Source organism: Ruegeria sp. G10, assembly GCF_056533645.1.
The window spans coordinates 490792-510456 of record NZ_JBQFOQ010000001.1; the positions used below are offsets into that span (position 1 = coordinate 490792).

The window sequence follows — 19665 nt, forward strand, 5'->3', positions numbered from 1 at the left end:
CCGCAATCCGTACCTTTGTACGATCTGCAATCTTTTGCGGTTCATCTGCGATTACGCGTCCGCCCAGCCTGTCCTAGCTTTGTCACATCGGTCGGCGGACAAACCGGCCCTGATGTGAACCTGAAAGGACTGTTGCCATGAAATCACTAGTACTCACCGCGCTTGCCGCAACTTTGACCCTGGCCGCCCCAGCCTTTGCGGCGGATGAAATCAACGTCTCGACAGGGATCTCTGCCGCGGGCGCACCTCTGGCCGCGCACGGGGTCGATCTGGTTGCGCTTGTCACCAATGGAAACCCCGTCGAAGGCTTCGCCAATCACTCGGCCACCTATGACGGCGCGTCCTATTACTTTACCAGCGCAGAGAACCGCGAAGCGTTCGAAGCCAACCCCGCGGCATACCTGCCCCAGCATGGGGGCTATTGCTCGTTCGGTGTGTCTGTAGGCAAGAAATTCGATGGCGACCCCGACCAGTACCTGATCGCAGACGGCAAGCTATACCTTTTCCTGAACGCCGAGACCCGCGCGGCCTTTCTTAAAGATGTGACCGGAACCGCAAAAACTGCGGATGACCAGTGGGCCAACATCAAAAGCATCGCAGTCGGCGAGCTGTAAACCGCCCCCGCCCGTAGCGTTGTTACGCTGCGGGCCTCTTTTCTTCGATAGCTGCAATGGCCTGCGCCAAGGCTTCAGCAATACTCAGGGTTGATGTGTCCAGCTGAATCGCATCTTCGGCCGCCTTCATCGGCGCAGTGCTGCGCTCTGCATCTCTGGCATCACGCTCACGTACATCGGCCAGCACCTGTTCCAGTGTTACGTCTGCCCCCTTAACGCCCAGCTCAAGAAACCGCCGTTCAGCCCGAACTTCGGCGCTGGCGGTTACGAACAGCTTTACCTCGGCTTCAGGACAGATCACCGTGCCGATATCGCGCCCATCCAGAACAGCACCTTCGGCCCTACGCGCAAAGCTGCGCTGGAAGTCGACCAAAGCCGCGCGCACCTCGGGGATCACGGCCACTTTGGACGCGGCCTGTGCAATCTCAGCGGTGCGCAAATCACCCTGTTCAAGCTCTTGCGCCGTCAAAGCCCGTGCCGCCTCGATCGGGTCAGTACCGTCCAGCGTGCGCCGACCAACGGCACGGTACAATAGACCGGTATCCAGATGTGCAAACCCGAAATGCGCGGCCACGCCCTTCGAAATCGTGCCCTTCCCTGCTGCTGCCGGGCCGTCAATGGCGACCGTAAAGCTCATGCGCGCTCGACCTTCGCCCCCAATGCGGCCATCAGCGGCTCAAAGATCGGGAAAGAGGTCGCAATCGGCCCTCCATCATCAACCGAAACAGCGGCCTTGGCCCCCATACCCATCACCATGAAGGACATGGCGATACGGTGATCCAAAAAGCTCGCGCACGTGCCGCCACCGGGAACGTTGCCGATGCCCAGCCCGTCAATCGACCACCAATCGTCACCCTCATCGACGTTTACGCCATTGGCGCGCAGACCACGAGCCATGGCGTCAATACGATCGCTTTCCTTCACCCGCAGCTCTTTCACGCCACCCATCATCGTGGTGCCCGTAGCGTTAGCCGCGACCACTGAAAGCACCGGGTATTCGTCGATCATCGAGGCCGCACGTTCCGGCGGTACGGTGACGCCTTTCATATCCGGCGAGTATTTCGCCCGCAGATCGGCAACCGGCTCTCCGCCCTCTTCGCGTTCATTTTCATAGGTCAGGTCCGCGCCCATTTCACGCAGCGTAGTGAACAGCCCGGCGCGGGTCGGGTTCAGGCCGATACCTGGCACCAGCACATCCGATCCGGGGGTGATCAGGGCCGCACACACTGGGAAAGCCGCGCTGGACGGGTCACGCGGAACGGCGATAACCTGCGGTTTCAGCTCTGGCCGACCGGTCAGGGTAATGACGCGCCCCTCATCCGTGTCCTCGACCGTGATCTCCGCACCAAAGCCCGCCAACATGCGTTCAGAATGATCGCGGGTGGCCTCTTTTTCGATCACCACCGTCTTGCCCGGAGCATTCAAGCCAGCCAACAGCACAGCGGATTTCACCTGCGCCGAGGGCACCGGCACCTCATAGCGCACCGGGGTCGGGTCAGCGGCGCCCACAATGGTCATGGGCAGACGCCCGCCCGAGCGGCCAACGGATTGTGCGCCAAACAACGCCAGCGGGTCGGTCACCCGTGCCATGGGGCGCTTGTTGAGGCTGGCATCCCCGGTAAAGGTCGCGGTGATCGGAGAGGTCGCCATAACGCCCATGATCAGTCGCACTCCTGTGCCGGAATTGCCGCAATCAATAACCTGATCGGGTTCTGCAAAACCACCAACACCCACACCGTGCACAGACCATTCGCCACCGCCGTGGTCGGTCACCTCTGCCCCGAATGCGCGCATCGCCTTGGCGGTGTCCAGCACGTCTTCGCCTTCCAGCAGGCCAATGATGCGGGTTTCGCCCACCGCCAACGCGCCCAGAATCAGCGACCGGTGCGAGATCGACTTGTCACCGGGCACCTCTGCCGTGCCGGTGAGCGGACCGCAGGGATGCGAGGTCATCGGGATGGGCGTGCCGTGTCCGGACATGGGGGCTCCTGTTTTCGCTATCAGTTCAAGGCGGATTAGCGAATTGGGGCCGGTTGGTCCAGCGGCAATCAGCCTGTGCGGCGGAAGGTCAGATAGTGGGGGGTCCGGCCTTCACGCAGGGCCTTCTGTTCGTAGCGTGTGGAAATCCAGTCGCCCCAGGGCTCGCGCCAGTCGGCGGGACGTTCGGCCAGCCACTCGAACCCGGCGCGCGGCACCTCTTCCAGCGTCTGGCGGACATAGTCGGGAATATCGGTGGCAACCCGGAAGATCGAGCCGGGTTTCAGAACCCGCGCCAGCGGTTCGAGATGCTCATGCGTGACAAACCGGCGGCGATGGTGGCGTTTTTTGGGCCAAGGATCGGGATAGAGCAGGAACGCACGCGAAATACTGGCGTCGGGCAAGACGTCGAACAGGTCGCGTACGTCACCGGGATGGACGGCAAGGTTTTCGACCCCGGCCTGACGGATTTTGCCCAGCAGCATGGCAACGCCGTTGATATAGGGCTCGGCCCCTATGATGCCGATATCTGGATTGCTCCGGGCCTGATGCACCAGATGCTCTCCGCCGCCAAAGCCAACCTCAAGCCAGACGGGCTTGCCGCCAAACAACGCGTCAAGGTCCAGCGGATTGCGCTCGGGATTGCTGTCCCAGTCGACCGCACCCGGCGACAAAGCGGCAAGGTCCTCGTTCAGATAGGTCTTTTGGCTGGGCTTCAGGGTCTTGCCCTTGAAGCGGCCATAGAAATTTCTGCGCGGGCGTTCTGGGGTCGGGGTGCTCATGGCGGTGGCCATACTTCGGCGGGCTCTGTCTGGCAAGTGTGAGTGTTGGGGCCAGGCCGCCGCCATTGGTGTCTCGGACCAATGGCGCAGCCGATAGCGGCCCCGAGTTATTTCTAAACAGAAATAGAGCGCGCCCGTCAAGGCGCACAATTTGGTAGCTTGTTAGACCGCCGCCTTCAGCGCGGCAGCCAGGTCGGTACGCTCCCAGCTAAAGCCGCCATCTGCTTCCGGTTCGCGACCGAAATGACCATAGGCGGCGGTGCGTTGGTAGATGGGCTTGTTCAACTGCAAGTGTTCGCGGATACCGCGCGGGGTCAGGTCCATCACCTGATCAACAGCCTTTTCGATCACCGCATCAGCGATCTGGCCAGTGCCATGGGTATCGGCGTAGATCGAAAGCGGCTTGGATACGCCAATCGCATAGCTCAGCTGGATCGTGCAACGTTCGGCCATACCAGCGGCAACAACGTTTTTCGCCAGATAGCGCGCAGCGTAAGCGGCAGAGCGGTCAACCTTGGTCGGGTCCTTGCCCGAGAACGCGCCGCCGCCATGCGGTGCGGCACCACCATAAGTGTCAACGATGATCTTGCGTCCGGTCAGGCCAGCGTCGCCATCCGGGCCGCCGATCACAAATTTCCCGGTGGGGTTCACATGCCACTCGGTCTCGGCGCTCAGCCAGCCCTCGGGCAGGGTTTCGCGAATATAGGGCTCGACAATAGCGCGGATATCATCCGAGCTCAGCGCGGCATCCAGATGCTGTGTCGAGAGCACCACCGAGCTGACGCCGACCGGTTTACCGTCGCGATACACAACCGATAGCTGCGATTTGGCGTCGGGACCCAGCACAGGCTCGGTGCCGTTCTTGCGCACTTCGGCGAGACGGCGCAGGATCGCGTGCGAATACTGGATCGGAGCGGGCATCAGCGCCGGTGTCTCAGTCGTGGCATAGCCGAACATGATGCCCTGATCACCAGCACCCTCGTCCTTGTCGCCCGATGCATCCACGCCCTGCGCGATATGGGCGGATTGTTCGTGCAGCAGGTTCGTCACCTCGACTGTTTCATGGTGAAACTTGTCCTGTTCGTACCCGATATCCTTGATACAGGCGCGCGCGATATCGTCGATATGCGCCATGTAATCATGCAGTTTGTCCTGATCCGACAGGCCGACCTCTCCGCCGATCACGACGCGGTTGGTCGTGGCAAAGGTCTCGCACGCTACACGCGCCTCTGGCTCTTCCCGCAGGAATGCATCCAGTACTGCATCCGAGATACGGTCACAGACCTTGTCGGGGTGTCCTTCGGAGACGGACTCCGAAGTGAAAATATAGTTCTGTCGGGACATGAATGTGCTCCATTAAGATTTCCCCGTCACGCCAGGAAGCCGTTGTGACGGGCGACCGACCGAATACGCGGCCTGTCAGGCCGGGTCAATCCGTATTTGCCCCCCGCTGCGTTCTGCTGTGTCGCCAGGACAGCGCCAGCAGAACCAATAACGCAATAAAGACCGGGAAATCGCCAATCCGTGCATAGAACGTCGCTGCCAAAGGCAAAGGCAGCTCTGCATCCACAAACCCGGCTTGCCCCAGCGCCAGCGACGCCGTGATCCGGCCAAGCGGATCAATCATCGCGGACACGCCGGTATTGGCCGCGCGCATCATCGGCAAGCCTTGTTCGATGGCGCGCATCTGTGCCTGCGCGAGGTGCTGATAAGGACCGGACCACGTGCCAAACCACGCGTCGTTCGTGATTTGAAGCATAAAATCCGCCCGTCCCGGCGCCGAGAGCACATCTTGCGTGAACACCGCCTCATAGCAGATCAGCGGCAGCGCCTTGCCAAGCGGCCCTGCAGCCATCAGCGCGGCACCGGGCCCGGCGCTAAAGCCGCTGCCCGCAGTCGATGCCATTCCATGGATGCCGAACCGAGCCATCAGGTTGCCGAACGGCACATATTCCCCGAAGGGCGCTAGATGATGTTTGTCATAGAGCCCGTCCTGCTCGCCCTTTTCATTCAGATAGACCATAGAGTTGTATATCTGCACACCATCCGCACGCTGGATACCCAGAAAGACCGGAGTACCCTGCGCCGCATCGGCTATGGCAGACAGGTAGGGCTGCGCACTTTGCAACCATGCGGGCACCGATGTTTCCGGCCAGACAATCAGGTCAGGTCGGGGCGTGGCCACTGTGAACTCAAGCTGGCGCGCGAAGAACAGCGGCATATAGTCCGGGTCCCACTTCTGGTGCTGCGGCGCATTGGGTTGGACCAGACGGACGACATGCTCCGAATAGATGGGCGCGGGGCGCGACGTGGCGTAGCCCAGCGCCGCAATGGCCAAACAGGTTGTCGCCGCGCCAGAGATCACAATCATCCGCGCGCCGCGACCCGCAAACAGCGCCACCCCCAGCGGCAATGTTGCAAGCAGGGTCAACGCGTTCAAACCGTAGGGGCCCACCAAGGACAGCACCTGCGCAACGGGCGTATCCACCCAGACTTGCGCAAGCCCTGCCCATGGAAAGCCCGTAAGCAGATAACCACGCCCAAATTCTGCTATGGACCAGATCAGCACGAGAAGTACGGATTGTGCGATCGGGCACCCCCCGATCCGCTTTGCCGCGCCAAATGCCGCCGCCCAGAACAGCGCCAGCCCACCAGCCATGAAGATCAGGGCGAAGGGGGCCATCCATGCGTGCCGTTCAGCGTCGACCAAAAACGGTTCAACAATCCAGCTAAGCGCGTGGGCGAAATAGCCGGTCGCAAAAGCCCAGCCCAGAAAGGCGGCGCGGCGCGGTGTTTCGCTGGCCAGATAGAGCGGCGCAATCAGAATCAACGCAACAAGCGTTGCAAACCAATATCCCAACGGCGCAAGGCCCAATGCACCAAACGCCCCCAGCCCGCCAGCCAACAGGCATCTCAGCCACATCGGCCAACCGTCGGCAGGGTTCATTCAACGATATCCGGCAGCATAACCCGCAAGCGCTTGATCCGGCGCGGATCGGCATCGAGCACCTCGAACTCGGGGCCCTCGGGGTGACACACGACTTCGCCGCGCGCAGGAACCCGGCCCGACAGCATGAAGACCAGCCCACCCAGCGTATCGATCTCTTCCTCGTCCACGTCTTCGTGACGTGTCAGCGAGCGCCCGATCTCGGCCTCGAAATCTTCCAGCGGGACGCGGGCCTGAACCACATAGCAGCCAGGTTTTTCCTGTATCCACAACTGATCTTCGTCGACATCATGCTCGTCCGCGATTTCACCTACGACCTGTTCGATCAGATCTTCAATCGTAAGCAAACCGTCAACGCCGCCGTATTCATCGATAACCAGCGCCATATGGCGACGCTCGGTCTGCATCTTTGTCAGCAGTACACCAATCGGCATCGAGGGAGGCACAAACAACAACGTCCTGAGCATCGACGTAAGCTCGAACTCTGCCGAGTTTCCGTTGAACCCATGGGTCAACGCAAAATCCTTCAGATGAACAAATCCCAGCGGCGTATCCAACGTGCCTTCGTATACGGGGATCCGTGACAGGCCACTTTCGCGGAAGATCTGCGCAAGTTCATCCTTCTGCGTGGTTGACGGGACCGAGATGATTTCGGCGGTCGGGATCGCGACATCCTCAACCCGCATCCTGCGCAGGTTTATCATACCGCGCGGTTGCGGGACGATAACCTCGGCTCCGTTCACCTGCTTCGCCGTATCATCCTGAGAAGAAAACGCATCGAAGATGCGGGAAAATAATCCGCCTCGCTCGTCGCTGTCATTGCTGCTGTCCTGAGATTGCGCGCTCTGCGCCGCCCTAGAACTGCCGTCTGTATCGCCCATTATCCTGTTCCAAATGATCGGGCAAAGTTGCCCCTGTCATGTATTATATGGGTTATCTATACCCAGTTTGCCAAGTATCTCGGTTTCGACCGCTTCCATCAAAGTGGCGTCAGAGTCACGAATGTGATCATAACCCAGCAAATGTAATGTTCCATGAACAAGCAAATGTATCACATGATTGTCCATGGCTTTACCGGCTTCTGCGGCTTCGCGGGCGCAAGTGTCGTAGGAAATCGCAATGTCCCCCAGCGCGATTTCACCCGTGAAATCCGCTTGCGGCGCTGAAGGAAGCTCTCCGGCGTTGTCGGCGGCCAGGTCTTCGGCCGGCCAGCTGAGCACGTTCGTCGGAGTGGGTTTTTGCCGAAATTCAGCGTTCAGTTCCGAGATGCGCGTGTCATCACACCCCAGCAGGCTGACAGCGCACAATGCTGCGTCCAGATCGCGATGATCCAGAACAGCGGTGATCGCGCGCACCGCCAGCGGCTCAAGGCCGCTCCAACGGTTGTCTTCCAGCGTAACTTCAAGATTCATGCAGCGATCCCGCGCCCAGACAAAACCCGGGCCACGGGGATTTACCCGTTCTCGCGACCCGCGTCAGCCTCATACGCCTCGATGATGGCAGCGACAAGCGGATGCCGCACGACATCTTTCGAGGTAAAGTAATTGAAGCTGATATTCGGGATCGTCTTCAGAAGACGTTCGGCATCCGCAAGGCCCGACTGTACGCCGCGGGGCAAATCAACCTGAGACCGATCACCGGTGATGACCATCCGGCTGCCCTCGCCCAAACGGGTCAGGAACATCTTCATCTGCATGGTGGTCGCGTTCTGCGCCTCATCCAGTACGACGAACGCATTGGCCAGCGTCCGTCCGCGCATGAAGGCGAGCGGCGCGATCTCGATCCGTTTTTCTTCAATCAACTTGGCCAGTTGTTTGCCGGGCAGGAAATCGTTCAGCGCATCATACAGCGGCTGCATATAGGGGTCGACCTTGTCCTTCATGTCGCCCGGCAGATAGCCCAGCTTTTCCCCAGCTTCCACGGCGGGACGGCTGAGGATTATGCGATCGACGTGGCCGCCGATGAACATCGAGACACCGACAGCGACGGCCAGATAGGTCTTGCCCGTTCCTGCCGGGCCGATCCCAAAGGCCAGTTCGTTGTTGAACAGAGACTGGACATAGGCCTTCTGGGCGTCCGTGCGCGGTTCGACCAGTTTTTTGCGGGTTTTGATCTCAACCGTGCCGCCTTTGAACATCTCAAGCTGATCGCCGTCCCGCGTGCCGGTCCCGACCTCTGAGTTGCCCATGCGCAGCTCGCGATCCACATCTGCGGCCTCGACATCACGCCCGCCTTCCAGACGGGTGTAAAGCGATTGCAGCACCTCAATCGCCTGCTTCTGCGACTCCTCATCGCCAAGCACAACCAACTGGTTGCCACGCCGAACGATCTGAACCGAGAGCTTTTGTTCGATATCGGTCAAGTTGCGGTCGTACTCACCGCACAAATCGATCAATAATCTGTTGTCTGGAAATTCAACAAGCGCCTCACGCGGGGGCATGTCATCTTGCGGTGGGGTCAGGGCACCGATGGCCAATACGTTCTCCTGTCTTGGCGTTTCACCCCGAGCGTAGACAACATCCCGAGGGGGACGCAAGCGGCAGTTTCAATTTTTGCGTGATCGATGACAAAAGCACCGTTCGGCCCTGTAACTCTCGGGCTTGCAACACATCCTTGAAGGCCGCCTAGAACGTATAGTTCAGACCAAAGCGCAAGCCGCGATACTTCGGCGTCGATTCGGTTGTGAACTGCGGGCCAAGCTCGACAGTTTTCGATTCGAACTGAAGGTACTCAATCTCACCCGTGATCGACCAATGATCGTTCAGCTTGTGCTCGGCTCCCAAGCTTGCCGAAAAACCCTGCCGCCGGTCCTCAGCCTCGAATCGAGATGATCCTCCGATATCGGTGATAGAAGTCGACGTCGTGATATCGCCACGCACATATCCCAGAGAAACAAAATACAACACGCTGCCGCTGCGATTTGTCAAACCGTTCCTCAGGCGAATTGAAAACACATCCGAAATTGCCGACCGGCCCGAGACCGTGGCCCCGCCGATCATCGTCGTCGTGCTGTCGTCAAGCGTGCCGTAGTCATATCCAAGCTCGACGCCGTAGACATAATCGCGCCCGCCCGCAGCCGGCAGAATGCCACGCCAGCCGCCACGAAATCCTCCGTAGTTTCCGCTGGGGCTCAGATTGCCGAGACCAAACAGCGTCTCGCCGTCTACGCGTAGTCCAAAATCATCCGAACCACCCGAGGCACGCCCCCCGCTCACGCCAAGATAAAACGCGCTCACGTCGCGTGAAAACCGGTCTGGGGAAATTACATCCGGTTCGGTCACATCACCGATGACGTCACCGGCAAAAGTCGGCGCCGCGCAGCTGAGCGCAAGGACAAATGCGACGACGACCCGAGAGGCCTTAACGATCTGAAAATAACTACTGCTCACTACTCACACACCTCCGTCGCGATGGGCGATGGCACTGCCCATACCGATAACCCCCATCAACAAACCAGCCGCTGACGGTCTGGCGCTTCTCCGAACATAGTTCTGAATCATAAATCAAGGGTTAAATTCTGCCCCGGATGCCCCCTTCGACGTTCTGGCACCGGATCAGAGCAATGCGCCTGCCAGCGAATTAGCACCGGACCCGGTAATCTTTACTTTACGTAAGTCACCGGCGGCAACATCAGCGTCGGCCACATGAACCGCATGAAGATACTCGGATTTTCCGACCATCTGCCCTGTTTGGCGCCCCGGCTTTTCGAACAGAACGCTCACCGTGCGCCCCACCATCGCATCCTGGATCTCGCGCTGGTGCCGGGTGATCATCGCCTGCAGGCGCTGCAGGCGGTCATCCGCCTGTTGGGCGTCAACCTGTGGCCGCTCTGCCGCAGGCGTACCTGGACGGGTCGAGTATTTGAAGGAATAGGCGTAGCCATATTTGACCTCTTCCACCAGATCGAGCGTCGCCTGAAAATCCTCTTCTGTCTCTTCGGGGAACCCGACGATGAAATCCCCTGACATCAGAATATCCGGTCGCGCCGCGCGGATCCGTTCAATCAGCCGCAGATAGCTTTCCGCCGTGTGACTGCGGTTCATCCGCTTCAGGATCTTGTCCGATCCTGACTGCACCGGAAGATGCAAATAGGGCATCAACTTGTCACAGGTGCCATGCGCCTCGATCAGATCATCGCTCATGTCATTGGGGTGCGAGGTGGTAAAGCGGATACGCTCCAACCCATCAACCTTGTTCAGCTCCCAGATCAGACCGGCCAGAGTCATATCCCCATTCGGTCCCGCCCCATGATAGGCGTTGACGTTCTGACCCAGCAGAGTGATCTCGCGCACGCCGCGTTCGACCAAGTCCTGCGCCTCGCGGATGATGCGATCGGCGGGGCGGCTGACCTCGGCCCCGCGGGTATAGGGCACCACGCAGAAAGCACAGAACTTGTCACACCCTTCCTGCACGGTCAGAAACGCCGTCGGGCCACGCTTGGCCTTGGGCCGGTTCTTGAGCTTCTCGAACTTGTCCTCTTCGGGGAAATCGGTATCCAGCGCCTTTTCGCCCGCGCGGGTCTTGGCCTCCATCTCGGGCAGGCGATGATAGCTCTGCGGCCCCACCACCAGATCGACCAGAGGCTGGCGGCGCATGATTTCTTCACCCTCGGCCTGCGCCACGCAACCCGCGACACCGATCTTCAGATCAGGTTTCTCGGCCTTCAACCCCTTGAAGCGGCCCAGTTCGGAATAGACCTTCTCAGCCGCTTTCTCGCGGATATGGCAGGTGTTCAGCAGGATCATATCCGCATCGTCCGCAGACTTGGTCTCAACGTACCCCTGCCCGCCCAGCGCTTCCGCCATGCGTTCACTGTCATAGACGTTCATCTGACAGCCATAGGTCTTGATAAACAGCTTCTTGGGTTCGGACATGGATCGGGCCTTTGCACTCGCTGGATCGGCGTCGTCTATACGCAACGAACGCCGCTTGCAATGCCGGCGCAATTACCCGAATTTGGCGTGAATTTCCAGCGACGCGAAACGCAGACAGGCGATGCAATACGATTCCCTCGATCACTTCCTGAAAACCGGCCAGTCCGCGCTGGCCAAAGGCCCCGTGGCCCTGATCTTCGCCGAAGATGATATCGAGCTCGACGGCACCCTGCGCCACCATCTGGGGCTTGGCTTTGACTCGGTGATCGGCTTCATGCCCGCCGAGTTCACGCTCAGCGATGACCTCAGCGATCAGATCCACCGCATCCCCCTGACCTGCGCGCCCCGCGGCGTGGTGTTCGACACCATCAACCGCATCCTGCAGACAGCGCCCGAAATCTGGCTCTACTATTGCTACAACGCGGAATACCTGTTCTTCCCATTCTGCGAGACACGCACGGTCGCCGAACTGCTGGCCTTCCACGCCGAGGAACGCCGCCGCGCGATGCTGGCTCATGTAATCGACCTCTATGCCGACGACCTGACAGCCTTTCCCAACGGGGTCGCACCGGATCGCGCCATGCTCGACAGCACCGGATATTACGCGCACACCCGCCACGACGCCAACGGCTCCCCGCTCGAGCGGCAGCTGGACATGTCCGGTGGCCTGCGCTGGCGGTTTGAGGATCACATCCCCTATGCTCGCCGCCGCATAGACCGCATCGCCCTGTTCAAACCGAAACCGGGCCTCGAACTGCTTCCCGATCACAGCTTCAACGAGGCCGAATACAACACCTATGCCTGCCCCTGGCACAATAACCTGACCGCCGCGATCTGCTCGTTCCGCGCCACCAAGGCCCTGAAAACCAACGCCGGTTCCGCGTTCGACATCTCGGATTTCCGCTGGACTCACTCAGTACCGTTTGAATGGCACTCATCCCAGCTGCTGCAACTCGGCCTGATCGAACCCGGTCAGTGGTTCTGATCCGTACTTCATCTGGCCAAAAATATCCCGGGGGAGTCGCCACAGGCGGCGGGGGCAGCGCCCCCAAATCACCGCCGCAACAAAACCGGAAACCAATCCTCGCGCAACCGCTGCCCCGGCACCATGTCATGCCCCGGGAACGGAGGCGATGTCGGCCCCGGCCGCTCGACATACCGCGCATCATCCCCGACCAGACGCAGTGAAAACGCGCGGCGGCGGCTGTCTGATTGATTTCCACGCGCCCCGTGCAGCGTCCGATAGTTGAAGGCCACTGCGTCACCGGGCTCCATCTCGAACTCGATCACACGCATGCCCTCGGCATCCGGGTCGGGCACGGGAATGTACTGGCCCTCATCGGCGAAAAAGCCCTCTTCCGAAACCCAGCGGGTCGGCAACACTTCTTTCTCCCACCGATGCGATCCGGCCACACAGCGCAGCGTCGCCTGCCTCACCGGGTCCAGCGGAGACCAGAAGCTGATCGTCTGCTGCCCCTCGACAAAGTAATAGGGCCCATCCTGATGCCACGGCGTCGCCATCGAGGTGCCCGGCTCTTTCACCAACACATGATCGTGGAACATCTGCACCACGTCCGACTGCATCAGATCAGCTGCCACCTCGGCGACAGGAGAGGCCTTGATCACCGCGCGAAACTGCGGAATACGGGACCAGTTGCAATAGTCGTCAAAAAACCGCCCCGTCTCGCCTTGCTTCTTGTTTTCAGACGCATAGGGTCCCGGCTCGGCCATGTTTGCAGCGACTCCATCGCGCAGTGTGTCGACATGGTCGGCAAACAAGCCTTTGACCAGAACAACCCCATCGGCCTGATAGGTCTCAATCATATCCTGTGAAACGAGGGGGTGCGGCATGTCGGTCTCCGTGAATCAGTCACGCCGATCTGCGCATATCTGACCGTCACGTTCAATCGCAGGCGAATCGCACCCGCTGTACCGCTAGTTCTTTTTCCGCAGCCGGATCACCACGTCGACCGAGGCGATCTCAACCCCTTCGGGAGCCTCGGGCAGTTGCTGGATCACAAGTTGATCCGAGGGCGCATCACTCAAACGACTTTCATCTTCCCAGAAGAAGTGCGGGTGATCGTGGGTGTTGGTGTCGAAATAGCTTTTCGAGCCGTCCACGGTGATCTCTTGCAAAACGCCCGCTTCACAAAACGCGCGGAGTGTATTGTAAACCGTCGCCAGCGACACCGTGTCGCCCTTCTTCTTGGCCGATTCAAACAGGCTTTCTGCCGTCACATGACGATGCAGCCCATCGCCCACAAGCAGCTCTGCCAGAGCCAACCTCTGACGTGTCGGCCGCAATCCTGCGTCGACCAACCAATTCGTAGCGATTTCCCGGCTCTGAGGCGTCATGAATCCGATACCTGTGTTTTGCTACCCTTTATATAAGTGCGCTGGTACAGCAATTTCAAATGAAATTCATTCGCAAAGAATGTCGTAAGCACAACATGATATGGCGTCCCGCTCTTGCAGGACCTTGCATACGGGTGATAGACGAGGCCAAATGTTACAAACGGACCCCTGGCAGGAGAGGCGGCAGAATGGCCCAATTCCCGAGCAGCTTTGACAAGGACGATCTGCTGAAATGCGCGCGCGGCGAATTGTTCGGCCCCGGCAACGCACAGCTGCCTGCTCCGCCGATGCTGATGATGGACCGGATCACCGAAGTGTCGGGTGATGGCGGCGCGCATGGCAAGGGCCATGTGGTGGCCGAGTTCGACATTACCCCGGACCTTTGGTTCTTCGACTGCCATTTCCCCGGCAACCCGATCATGCCCGGCTGTCTTGGTTTGGATGGTCTGTGGCAATTGACCGGGTTCAACCTCGGCTGGCGTGGCTGGCAGGGGCGTGGCTATGCGCTGGGTGTGGGCGAGGTCAAACTGACCGGCATGGTCCGCCCCGACCGCAAGATGCTGACATATTATGTGGATTTCACCAAAGCCGTTCAGACCCGCCGCCTGACCATGGGTGTGGCGGATGGCCGGGTCGAGGCCGATGGCGAGTTGATCTATCAGGTCAAGGACATGAAGGTTGCATTGTCCGAAAGCTGAGCCCAGTTGACGGACCAACAGCACTAAACGGAACACAGGAGTACGCTTATGCGTCGCGTCGTCGTCACCGGTCTGGGGGTTGTGTCCTCCATCGGGAACAATGCCGAAGAGGTCTTGGCCTCACTCAAAGCAGGCAAATCCGGGATCGAGGCCAATGAGCAGATGGTCGAACATGGCTTTCGCAGCCAGATCGCCGGGACGCTCAAGATCGACGTGGCCGAGCATGTGGACAAGCGCACCCTGCGTTTCATGGGCCCCGGTGCCGCCTATGCCCATATCGCAATGAGCCAGGCGATTGCCGATTCCGGTCTGACCGAAGAACAAGTGATCAACCCGCGCACCGGTCTGGTTGCGGGCTCGGGCGGGCCGTCGACCAGCGCCATGCTGACCGCGCATCAGACCGTGCTGAAAAGCGGCGCGACCAAGCGGATCGGGCCGTTTGCAGTGCCGAAATGCATGTGCTCGACCATTTCGGCGAACTTGGCCACTGCGTTCAAGATCAAGGGCATCAACTATTCGATCACCTCGGCCTGCTCGACCTCGCTGCATTGCATCGGCAACGCGGTTGAACAGATCATGCTGGGCAAACAGGACGTGATGTTTGCAGGCGGTGGCGAGGAACTGGACTGGACCCTGTCCTGCCTGTTCGACGCGATGGGTGCGATGTCCTCCAAGTACAATGATACGCCTCAGAAAGCCTCGCGTGCGTTTGACCAGAACCGCGATGGGTTCGTGATCTCGGGCGGCGGCGGCATTGTCGTGCTGGAAGACCTCGACCACGCTCTGGCCCGTGGCGCCAAGATCTACGCCGAGGTCACTGGCTACGCGGCCACATCTGACGGGCACGACATGGTGGCCCCGTCCGGCGAGGGCGGCGAGCGCGCCATGCGCCTGGCCCTGTCTACCATTCCCGAAGGCCGCAAGGTCGGCTATATCAACGCCCACGGCACCTCGACCCCGGTCGGCGACGTGGGTGAGGTCGAAGCCGTCCGCCGCATCTTTGGCGAGGGCAACGTGCCGCCGATTTCTTCGACCAAGTCGATGACCGGCCACGCACAAGGTGCAGCAGGTGCGCTGGAAGCGATCTTCTGCCTGCTGATGCTGGACAATGATTTCATTACTCCGTCGATCAATGTCGACACACTTGCCGAAGGCATCCTGCCCGGTGAAATTGCAACTCAAGTAGTTGAAAACGCAGGCTTGGACAGCGTGATGACCAACAGCTTCGGCTTTGGCGGCACCAACGGGTCCATGGTTCTGTCGAAGTATAACGGGTGAACAAGATGTCGGAACTTCTCAAGGGTAAACGCGGCCTGATCATGGGCGTGGCGAATGACCGCTCGATCGCGTGGGGCATTGCCAAGGCCATGCACGAAGCCGGCGCGGAACTGGCCTTTACCTATCAGGGCGAGGCGTTCGGCAAGCGGCTGGAACCACTGGCCCAGAGCCTCGGCAGCGATTTCATGGTCGATGCCGATGTGACCGATGACGACTCGCTGGATCGCGCGTTCAATGAATTGGGCAAGCGCTGGCCGACCATCGACTTTGTCGTCCACGCCATCGCCTATTCGGACAAGAACGAGCTGACGGGCCGTTTCCTGAACACCACCCGGGCGAACTTCAAGCATTCGATGGATGTGTCGGCCTATTCGTTTATCGAGGTCGCGCGCCGCGCCTATCCGCTGATGAAGGATAATGGCGGCACGCTGCTGACGCTGACCTATCAGGGCTCGAACAAGGTTGTGCCGAACTACAACGTCATGGGCGTGGCCAAGGCGGCGCTGGAATCGGCGACCCGTTATCTGGCCAACGATCTGGGCCCCGACGGTATCCGCGTCAACGCCATCTCGCCCGGTCCGATGAAGACACTGGCCGGGGCCGCCATCGGCGGTGCGCGCAAGACCTACAAGTTCTGTGATCAGAACGCGCCGATGCGCTCGAACGCGACGCTTGAGGCAGTGGGCGGCACCGCCGTTTATCTGGCCTCAGACGCCGGAACCTACACCTCGGGCGAGATCATTCGCGTCGACGGTGGCTATCACATTCTGGGCATGCCGCAGCCCGAATCCATGTGACCATTTCTTTCCCTGTGGGGGTCAAGATTTGACCATCTTTCCCCCGCAGAGATTGCGATATGAGCAAACTTGAACAGATCCTCGCCAGCAACGGGCGACCGCAACGTTTCCGACGCAATTCCAGCGGTGGCCGCGCGCGCATTCTGCTGCTGGCGCTGACCGCGCTGCTGATTGCGGTCGTATTTCTGACCCAACCGCAGGTTCGCAACGCGGTTGAGCCGATGCTTGGGATGATACCGGGACTCTGACCCCGGCCAGTGTCAGTTGACCGAGACGATCTCGATGTCGAAGATCAGGTCCTGACCTGCCAGCGGGTGATTGGCGTCCAGTGTCACGGTCGCCTCATCGACTTCAACAACCGTCACCGGCAAGGCCTGCCCATCGGGTGTCTGCATTTGCAACTGCGTGCCGGGCTCAAGCGGAATATCATCCGGGATACCTTCGCGCGGGATTTGCTGGCGCATGCCGGGGTTGATGGGACCGTAAGCTTCGGTGCAGGCGATCTCGACGCGCTTTTTCTCGCCGATCTCCATCCCCGGCAGCGCCACGTCCAGACCGGGAATGATCTGGCCCGAGCCGACCTCAAACTGCAGCGGATCGCGCCCTTCGGAACTGTCAAAGACTTTGCCGTCCAGCAGCGTGCCGGTGTAGTGGATGCGAACGGTGTCGCCTTGTTTGATTGCGGTCATGGGGGCCTCCGGCCTCAAGGGGAATAAGCGGCGCAGCCTAGAGGCTGACACGGCATTGTAAACCCTGCCCTCTTTAACCTGTGAAACAGTTGTGCTTACCTGCGCCCGATCAGGGGAGGATCATATGGCTATCACAACCTGCGTATTCGATGCCTATGGCACGCTGTTCGACGTCGCCGCGGCGGCGCGTCAGGCCGCGGCCGAGCCGGGGTTCGAGGCTTTGGCCGATAGATGGCCCGAACTGGCCAACCATTGGCGTCTGAAACAGCTGCAATACACATGGCTGCGCGCTGTGGCCGATGCGCATGGCGATTTCTGGGATGTGACACAAGACGGACTGGACTGGGCGCTTGAGGCGGTCGGGCTGCAGGGCGACGACACCCTGCGCCAACGCCTGCTGGATTTGTATTGGGAATTACAGGCCTACCCCGAGGTCCCCGAGATGCTGAAGGCGTTGAAGACGGGCGGATTGCAGACAGCCATCCTGTCTAACGGCTCACCCCCAATGCTGGACGGGGCGGTGCAGTCCGCCGGGATCGGGGATGTGCTGGACGATGTGCTATCGGTCGAAAGCGTCGGCGTCTTCAAACCCCACGCCCGCGTCTATGATCTGGTTCAAGGCCGGTTCGGCTGCGCCCGCGACGAGGTGCTGTTCGTGAGCTCCAATGGCTGGGATGCGGCAGGGGCCAGCGGCTATGGTTTCGTCACCGCCTGGGTCAACCGCGCGGGCGAACCGATGGATCGTCTGCCGTGGAAACCGGCGCATGTGCTGTCAGACCTGACAAGCATCCCGCAACTGGCAGGGCTTTGATGGCGGTTTTCACCACTTCGGATGGCAAACGCCTGTATTTCGAGGATACCGGATCGGGGCAGCCCCTGCTCTGCCTTGCTGGGCTCACCCGAAACAGCCGGGATTTCTCGTTTCTTGCCCCGCATGTCGGCGATCTGCGGATGATCGCGATGGATTATCGAGGACGCGGTCAGTCCGATTACGACCCGGATTTCATGAACTACAACATCCTGCGCGAAGGGCAGGACGCGATTGAGTTGCTGGACCATCTGGGGCTGGAAAAGGTCACGATCCTCGGCACCTCGCGCGGCGGGCTGATCGCCATGGCGCTGGCTGCCAGCCACCCGGATCGTCTGGCCGCTGTCATCCTGAACGATGTAGGGCCGGTGATCGAGGCCGAGGGCATTGCCAAGATCATGGATTATGTGGGCAAGCCGCCCAACGCGAAAACCTATGACGCGGCCGCAGAGGCGGTGCACCAGATGATGGAGCCGCAATTCCCCGGCGTGCCTCGCGCCATCTGGCGGCAACAGGTTGAAAATCAATATCTGCAATCGGACACGGGCCTCGCGCTGCGCTATGACAGCGCCCTGCGCGAGGCGCTGATCCAGCAGGCCGCCGCAGGCCCGCCGCCCGACCTTTGGCCGTTGTTCGACGCGCTTGGCGATATACCGACCGGCGTGATCCGGGGCGCGAATTCAGACCTGTTCGGGGCCGCAACGCTGGCCGAGATGCAAACCCGCCATCCCGGCCTGATCAGTGCCGAGATCGCAGATCGGGGGCATGTGCCCTTTCTGAATGAACCTCAATCCCTTGACGTCATCCGCAAAACACTGGACGCGACATGAGCAGTATTGAAATGATCGAAGCCGCCGCACAGCGGCTGGACGGGCACGCACGCGAAACGCCGCTGCTGTCTTCCCCTTTTCTGGATGAGATTGCCGGGCGCAGGGTGCTGGTGAAACCCGAATGCCTGCAGCACACCGGCAGCTTCAAATTTCGCGGCGCGTGGTCGGCGATTTCGGCACTGGATGAGGCCGCACGCCAGCGGGGCGTGATCGCCTATTCCTCGGGCAATCACGCGCAGGGGGTTGCCTATGCGGCCAGCCAGCACGGGATATCCTCGGTCATCATCATGCCCTCGGACGCACCGCAACTGAAGATCGAGAACACCCGCGCCTTGGGGGCCGAGGTGGTTCTGTACGACCGCGCCAATGAAAGCCGCGAAGAGATCGGTGAGGCGCTGGCCGCACAGCGCGGCCTGACCCTGATCCGGCCCTATGACGAACCGCAAGTGATCGCCGGTCAGGGGACGGTCGGGCTCGAAATCGCCCGACAGGCCGAGGCGCAAGGCGTCACGCAAGCCGATGTGCTGGTCTGTTGCGGCGGTGGAGGGCTGACCTCTGGCATCGCGCTGGCGCTGGAACAACACGCGCCGGGCCTGCGCGCCCGCCCGTGTGAGCCTGAGGGTTTTGATGACGTCAAACGCTCTCTGGCGTCGGGGACCATTCAGAACAACAACGCCTCGTCGGGCAATATCTGCGACGCGATCCTGACGCCGCAGCCGGGGCAGATCACCTTCCCGATCCTGAATCGGCTCTGTGGCCCGGGCCTGTCCGTCTCCGAACAAGAGGCGCTGCAGGCCATGGCGCAGGCCTTCCTGCGGCTCAAGATTGTGCTGGAACCCGGCGGCGCGGTCTCGCTGGCCTCGGCGCTATTCCGCAGGGACCAGATCGAGGGCGACGCGGTGATCGTCGTCGCCTCGGGCGGTAATGTGGACCCGCAGGTTTTTGAACAAGCGTTGGAATTCCTGACCTGACAACGGGCGTGAACCGGTGCACTATTCCGCCGCAAACACATTAAG

22 protein-coding genes and 1 riboswitch are annotated in these 19665 nt (G+C 60.4%); of the genes, 9 read left to right on the plus strand and 13 right to left on the minus strand.

The features are described from left to right. Positions 1–137 precede the first annotated feature (137 nt). Positions 138–614 (plus strand): YHS domain-containing (seleno)protein, encoded by a 477-nt coding sequence (locus ACR0KM_RS02395; RefSeq protein ID WP_480856779.1) that lies wholly within the window; start codon positions 138–140, stop codon positions 612–614. Between the two features lie 22 nt (positions 615–636). Here the strand turns inward: ACR0KM_RS02395 and cmk are convergent, their stop codons facing one another. The 10 genes from cmk to miaB form a co-directional block, all read right to left on the minus strand. Next, positions 637–1251 (minus strand): (d)CMP kinase, encoded by a 615-nt coding sequence (cmk, locus tag ACR0KM_RS02400; protein ID WP_480856777.1) that lies wholly within the window; start codon positions 1249–1251, stop codon positions 637–639. Next, a complete protein-coding gene (gene aroA / locus ACR0KM_RS02405) occupies positions 1248–2594 on the minus strand; it encodes a 3-phosphoshikimate 1-carboxyvinyltransferase (RefSeq protein WP_480856774.1) in 1347 nt (448 codons plus the stop codon). Before aroA ends, cmk begins: the two co-directional genes overlap by 4 nt. Positions 2595–2662: 68 nt before the next feature. Further along, positions 2663–3373, minus strand: coding sequence for a tRNA (guanine(46)-N(7))-methyltransferase TrmB (trmB, locus tag ACR0KM_RS02410; RefSeq protein WP_480856773.1), 711 nt, complete (start codon positions 3371–3373; stop codon positions 2663–2665). 162 nt (positions 3374–3535) lie between these two features. Then, positions 3536–4717, minus strand: coding sequence for a methionine adenosyltransferase (gene metK, locus ACR0KM_RS02415; RefSeq protein WP_480819294.1), 1182 nt, complete (start codon positions 4715–4717; stop codon positions 3536–3538). Between the two features lie 5 nt (positions 4718–4722). Then, positions 4723–4771, minus strand: a riboswitch (SAM-SAH riboswitch). 31 nt (positions 4772–4802) lie between these two features. Then, complete coding sequence (gene lnt, locus ACR0KM_RS02420) at positions 4803–6320, minus strand: apolipoprotein N-acyltransferase (protein WP_480856770.1); 1518 nt, start codon at positions 6318–6320, stop codon at positions 4803–4805. Next, a complete protein-coding gene (locus ACR0KM_RS02425) occupies positions 6317–7201 on the minus strand; it encodes a hemolysin family protein (RefSeq protein WP_480819292.1) in 885 nt (294 codons plus the stop codon). Before ACR0KM_RS02425 ends, lnt begins: the two co-directional genes overlap by 4 nt. A 36-nt stretch (positions 7202–7237) precedes the next feature. Beyond that, on the minus strand, positions 7238–7732 hold the full coding sequence (gene ybeY, locus ACR0KM_RS02430; RefSeq protein ID WP_480856768.1) for an rRNA maturation RNase YbeY: 495 nt from the start codon (positions 7730–7732) through the stop codon (positions 7238–7240). A gap of 41 nt (positions 7733–7773) precedes the next feature. Further along, positions 7774–8796, minus strand: coding sequence for a PhoH family protein (locus ACR0KM_RS02435; RefSeq protein ID WP_480819290.1), 1023 nt, complete (start codon positions 8794–8796; stop codon positions 7774–7776). A 148-nt stretch (positions 8797–8944) separates the two neighbouring features. Beyond that, positions 8945–9709: an outer membrane protein gene (locus ACR0KM_RS02440; protein ID WP_480856766.1), complete on the minus strand. Its 765-nt coding sequence runs from the start codon at positions 9707–9709 to the stop codon at positions 8945–8947. Positions 9710–9874: 165 nt separating this feature from the next. Continuing rightward, the gene (gene miaB, locus ACR0KM_RS02445) at positions 9875–11194 is read right to left on the minus strand and encodes a tRNA (N6-isopentenyl adenosine(37)-C2)-methylthiotransferase MiaB (RefSeq protein ID WP_480856764.1); all 1320 of its coding nucleotides are present in this window, start codon (positions 11192–11194) and stop codon (positions 9875–9877) included. Between the two features lie 121 nt (positions 11195–11315). Between miaB and ACR0KM_RS02450 the strand changes: the two genes are divergently transcribed. After that, a complete protein-coding gene (locus ACR0KM_RS02450; protein ID WP_480856762.1) occupies positions 11316–12179 on the plus strand; it encodes a hypothetical protein in 864 nt (287 codons plus the stop codon). 68 nt (positions 12180–12247) lie between these two features. On the opposite strand, the gene ACR0KM_RS02455 is transcribed toward ACR0KM_RS02450, so the two are convergent. Together ACR0KM_RS02455 and irrA are read right to left on the minus strand one after the other, a co-directional pair. Next, a complete protein-coding gene (locus tag ACR0KM_RS02455) occupies positions 12248–13045 on the minus strand; it encodes a phytanoyl-CoA dioxygenase family protein (protein WP_480856760.1) in 798 nt (265 codons plus the stop codon). Positions 13046–13129: 84 nt separating this feature from the next. Then, positions 13130–13549, minus strand: coding sequence for an iron response transcriptional regulator IrrA (gene irrA / locus ACR0KM_RS02460; RefSeq protein WP_480819285.1), 420 nt, complete (start codon positions 13547–13549; stop codon positions 13130–13132). Positions 13550–13737: 188 nt separating this feature from the next. On the opposite strand from irrA, the gene fabA reads away from it, so the two are divergent. Genes fabA through ACR0KM_RS02480 form a run of 4 tightly spaced genes read left to right on the plus strand, consistent with a single transcriptional unit; the run spans position 13738 to position 16570 of the window. Beyond that, positions 13738–14247: a bifunctional 3-hydroxydecanoyl-ACP dehydratase/trans-2-decenoyl-ACP isomerase gene (gene fabA / locus ACR0KM_RS02465; protein WP_480819284.1), complete on the plus strand. Its 510-nt coding sequence runs from the start codon at positions 13738–13740 to the stop codon at positions 14245–14247. A 48-nt stretch (positions 14248–14295) separates the two neighbouring features. Continuing rightward, positions 14296–15525, plus strand: coding sequence for a beta-ketoacyl-ACP synthase I (gene fabB, locus ACR0KM_RS02470; RefSeq protein ID WP_480856759.1), 1230 nt, complete (start codon positions 14296–14298; stop codon positions 15523–15525). A 5-nt stretch (positions 15526–15530) separates the two neighbouring features. Beyond that, the gene (locus tag ACR0KM_RS02475) at positions 15531–16322 is read left to right on the plus strand and encodes an enoyl-ACP reductase FabI (protein ID WP_480856756.1); all 792 of its coding nucleotides are present in this window, start codon (positions 15531–15533) and stop codon (positions 16320–16322) included. 59 nt (positions 16323–16381) lie between these two features. Continuing rightward, positions 16382–16570 carry a hypothetical protein gene (locus ACR0KM_RS02480; RefSeq protein ID WP_480856755.1) on the plus strand — a complete coding sequence of 63 codons (189 nt, stop codon included), beginning with the start codon at positions 16382–16384 and terminating at the stop codon, positions 16568–16570. 12 nt (positions 16571–16582) lie between these two features. Here ACR0KM_RS02480 and ACR0KM_RS02485 read toward each other — a convergent pair whose 3' ends face one another. Then, entirely contained in the window at positions 16583–17011 is a 429-nt protein-coding gene (locus ACR0KM_RS02485) for an FKBP-type peptidyl-prolyl cis-trans isomerase (RefSeq protein WP_480856753.1), read from the minus strand. Between the two features lie 124 nt (positions 17012–17135). On the opposite strand from ACR0KM_RS02485, the gene ACR0KM_RS02490 reads away from it, so the two are divergent. The 3 genes from ACR0KM_RS02490 to ACR0KM_RS02500 are packed head-to-tail and all read left to right on the plus strand — an operon-like array spanning position 17136 to position 19620. Continuing rightward, positions 17136–17822 carry a haloacid dehalogenase type II gene (locus ACR0KM_RS02490; protein WP_480856751.1) on the plus strand — a complete coding sequence of 229 codons (687 nt, stop codon included), beginning with the start codon at positions 17136–17138 and terminating at the stop codon, positions 17820–17822. Then, a complete protein-coding gene (locus tag ACR0KM_RS02495; protein WP_480856749.1) occupies positions 17822–18649 on the plus strand; it encodes an alpha/beta fold hydrolase in 828 nt (275 codons plus the stop codon). Before ACR0KM_RS02490 ends, ACR0KM_RS02495 begins: the two co-directional genes overlap by 1 nt. After that, positions 18646–19620 carry a threonine ammonia-lyase gene (locus tag ACR0KM_RS02500; protein ID WP_480856747.1) on the plus strand — a complete coding sequence of 325 codons (975 nt, stop codon included), beginning with the start codon at positions 18646–18648 and terminating at the stop codon, positions 19618–19620. The genes ACR0KM_RS02495 and ACR0KM_RS02500 overlap by 4 nt, the downstream gene beginning before the upstream one ends. Positions 19621–19665: the final 45 nt, after the last annotated feature.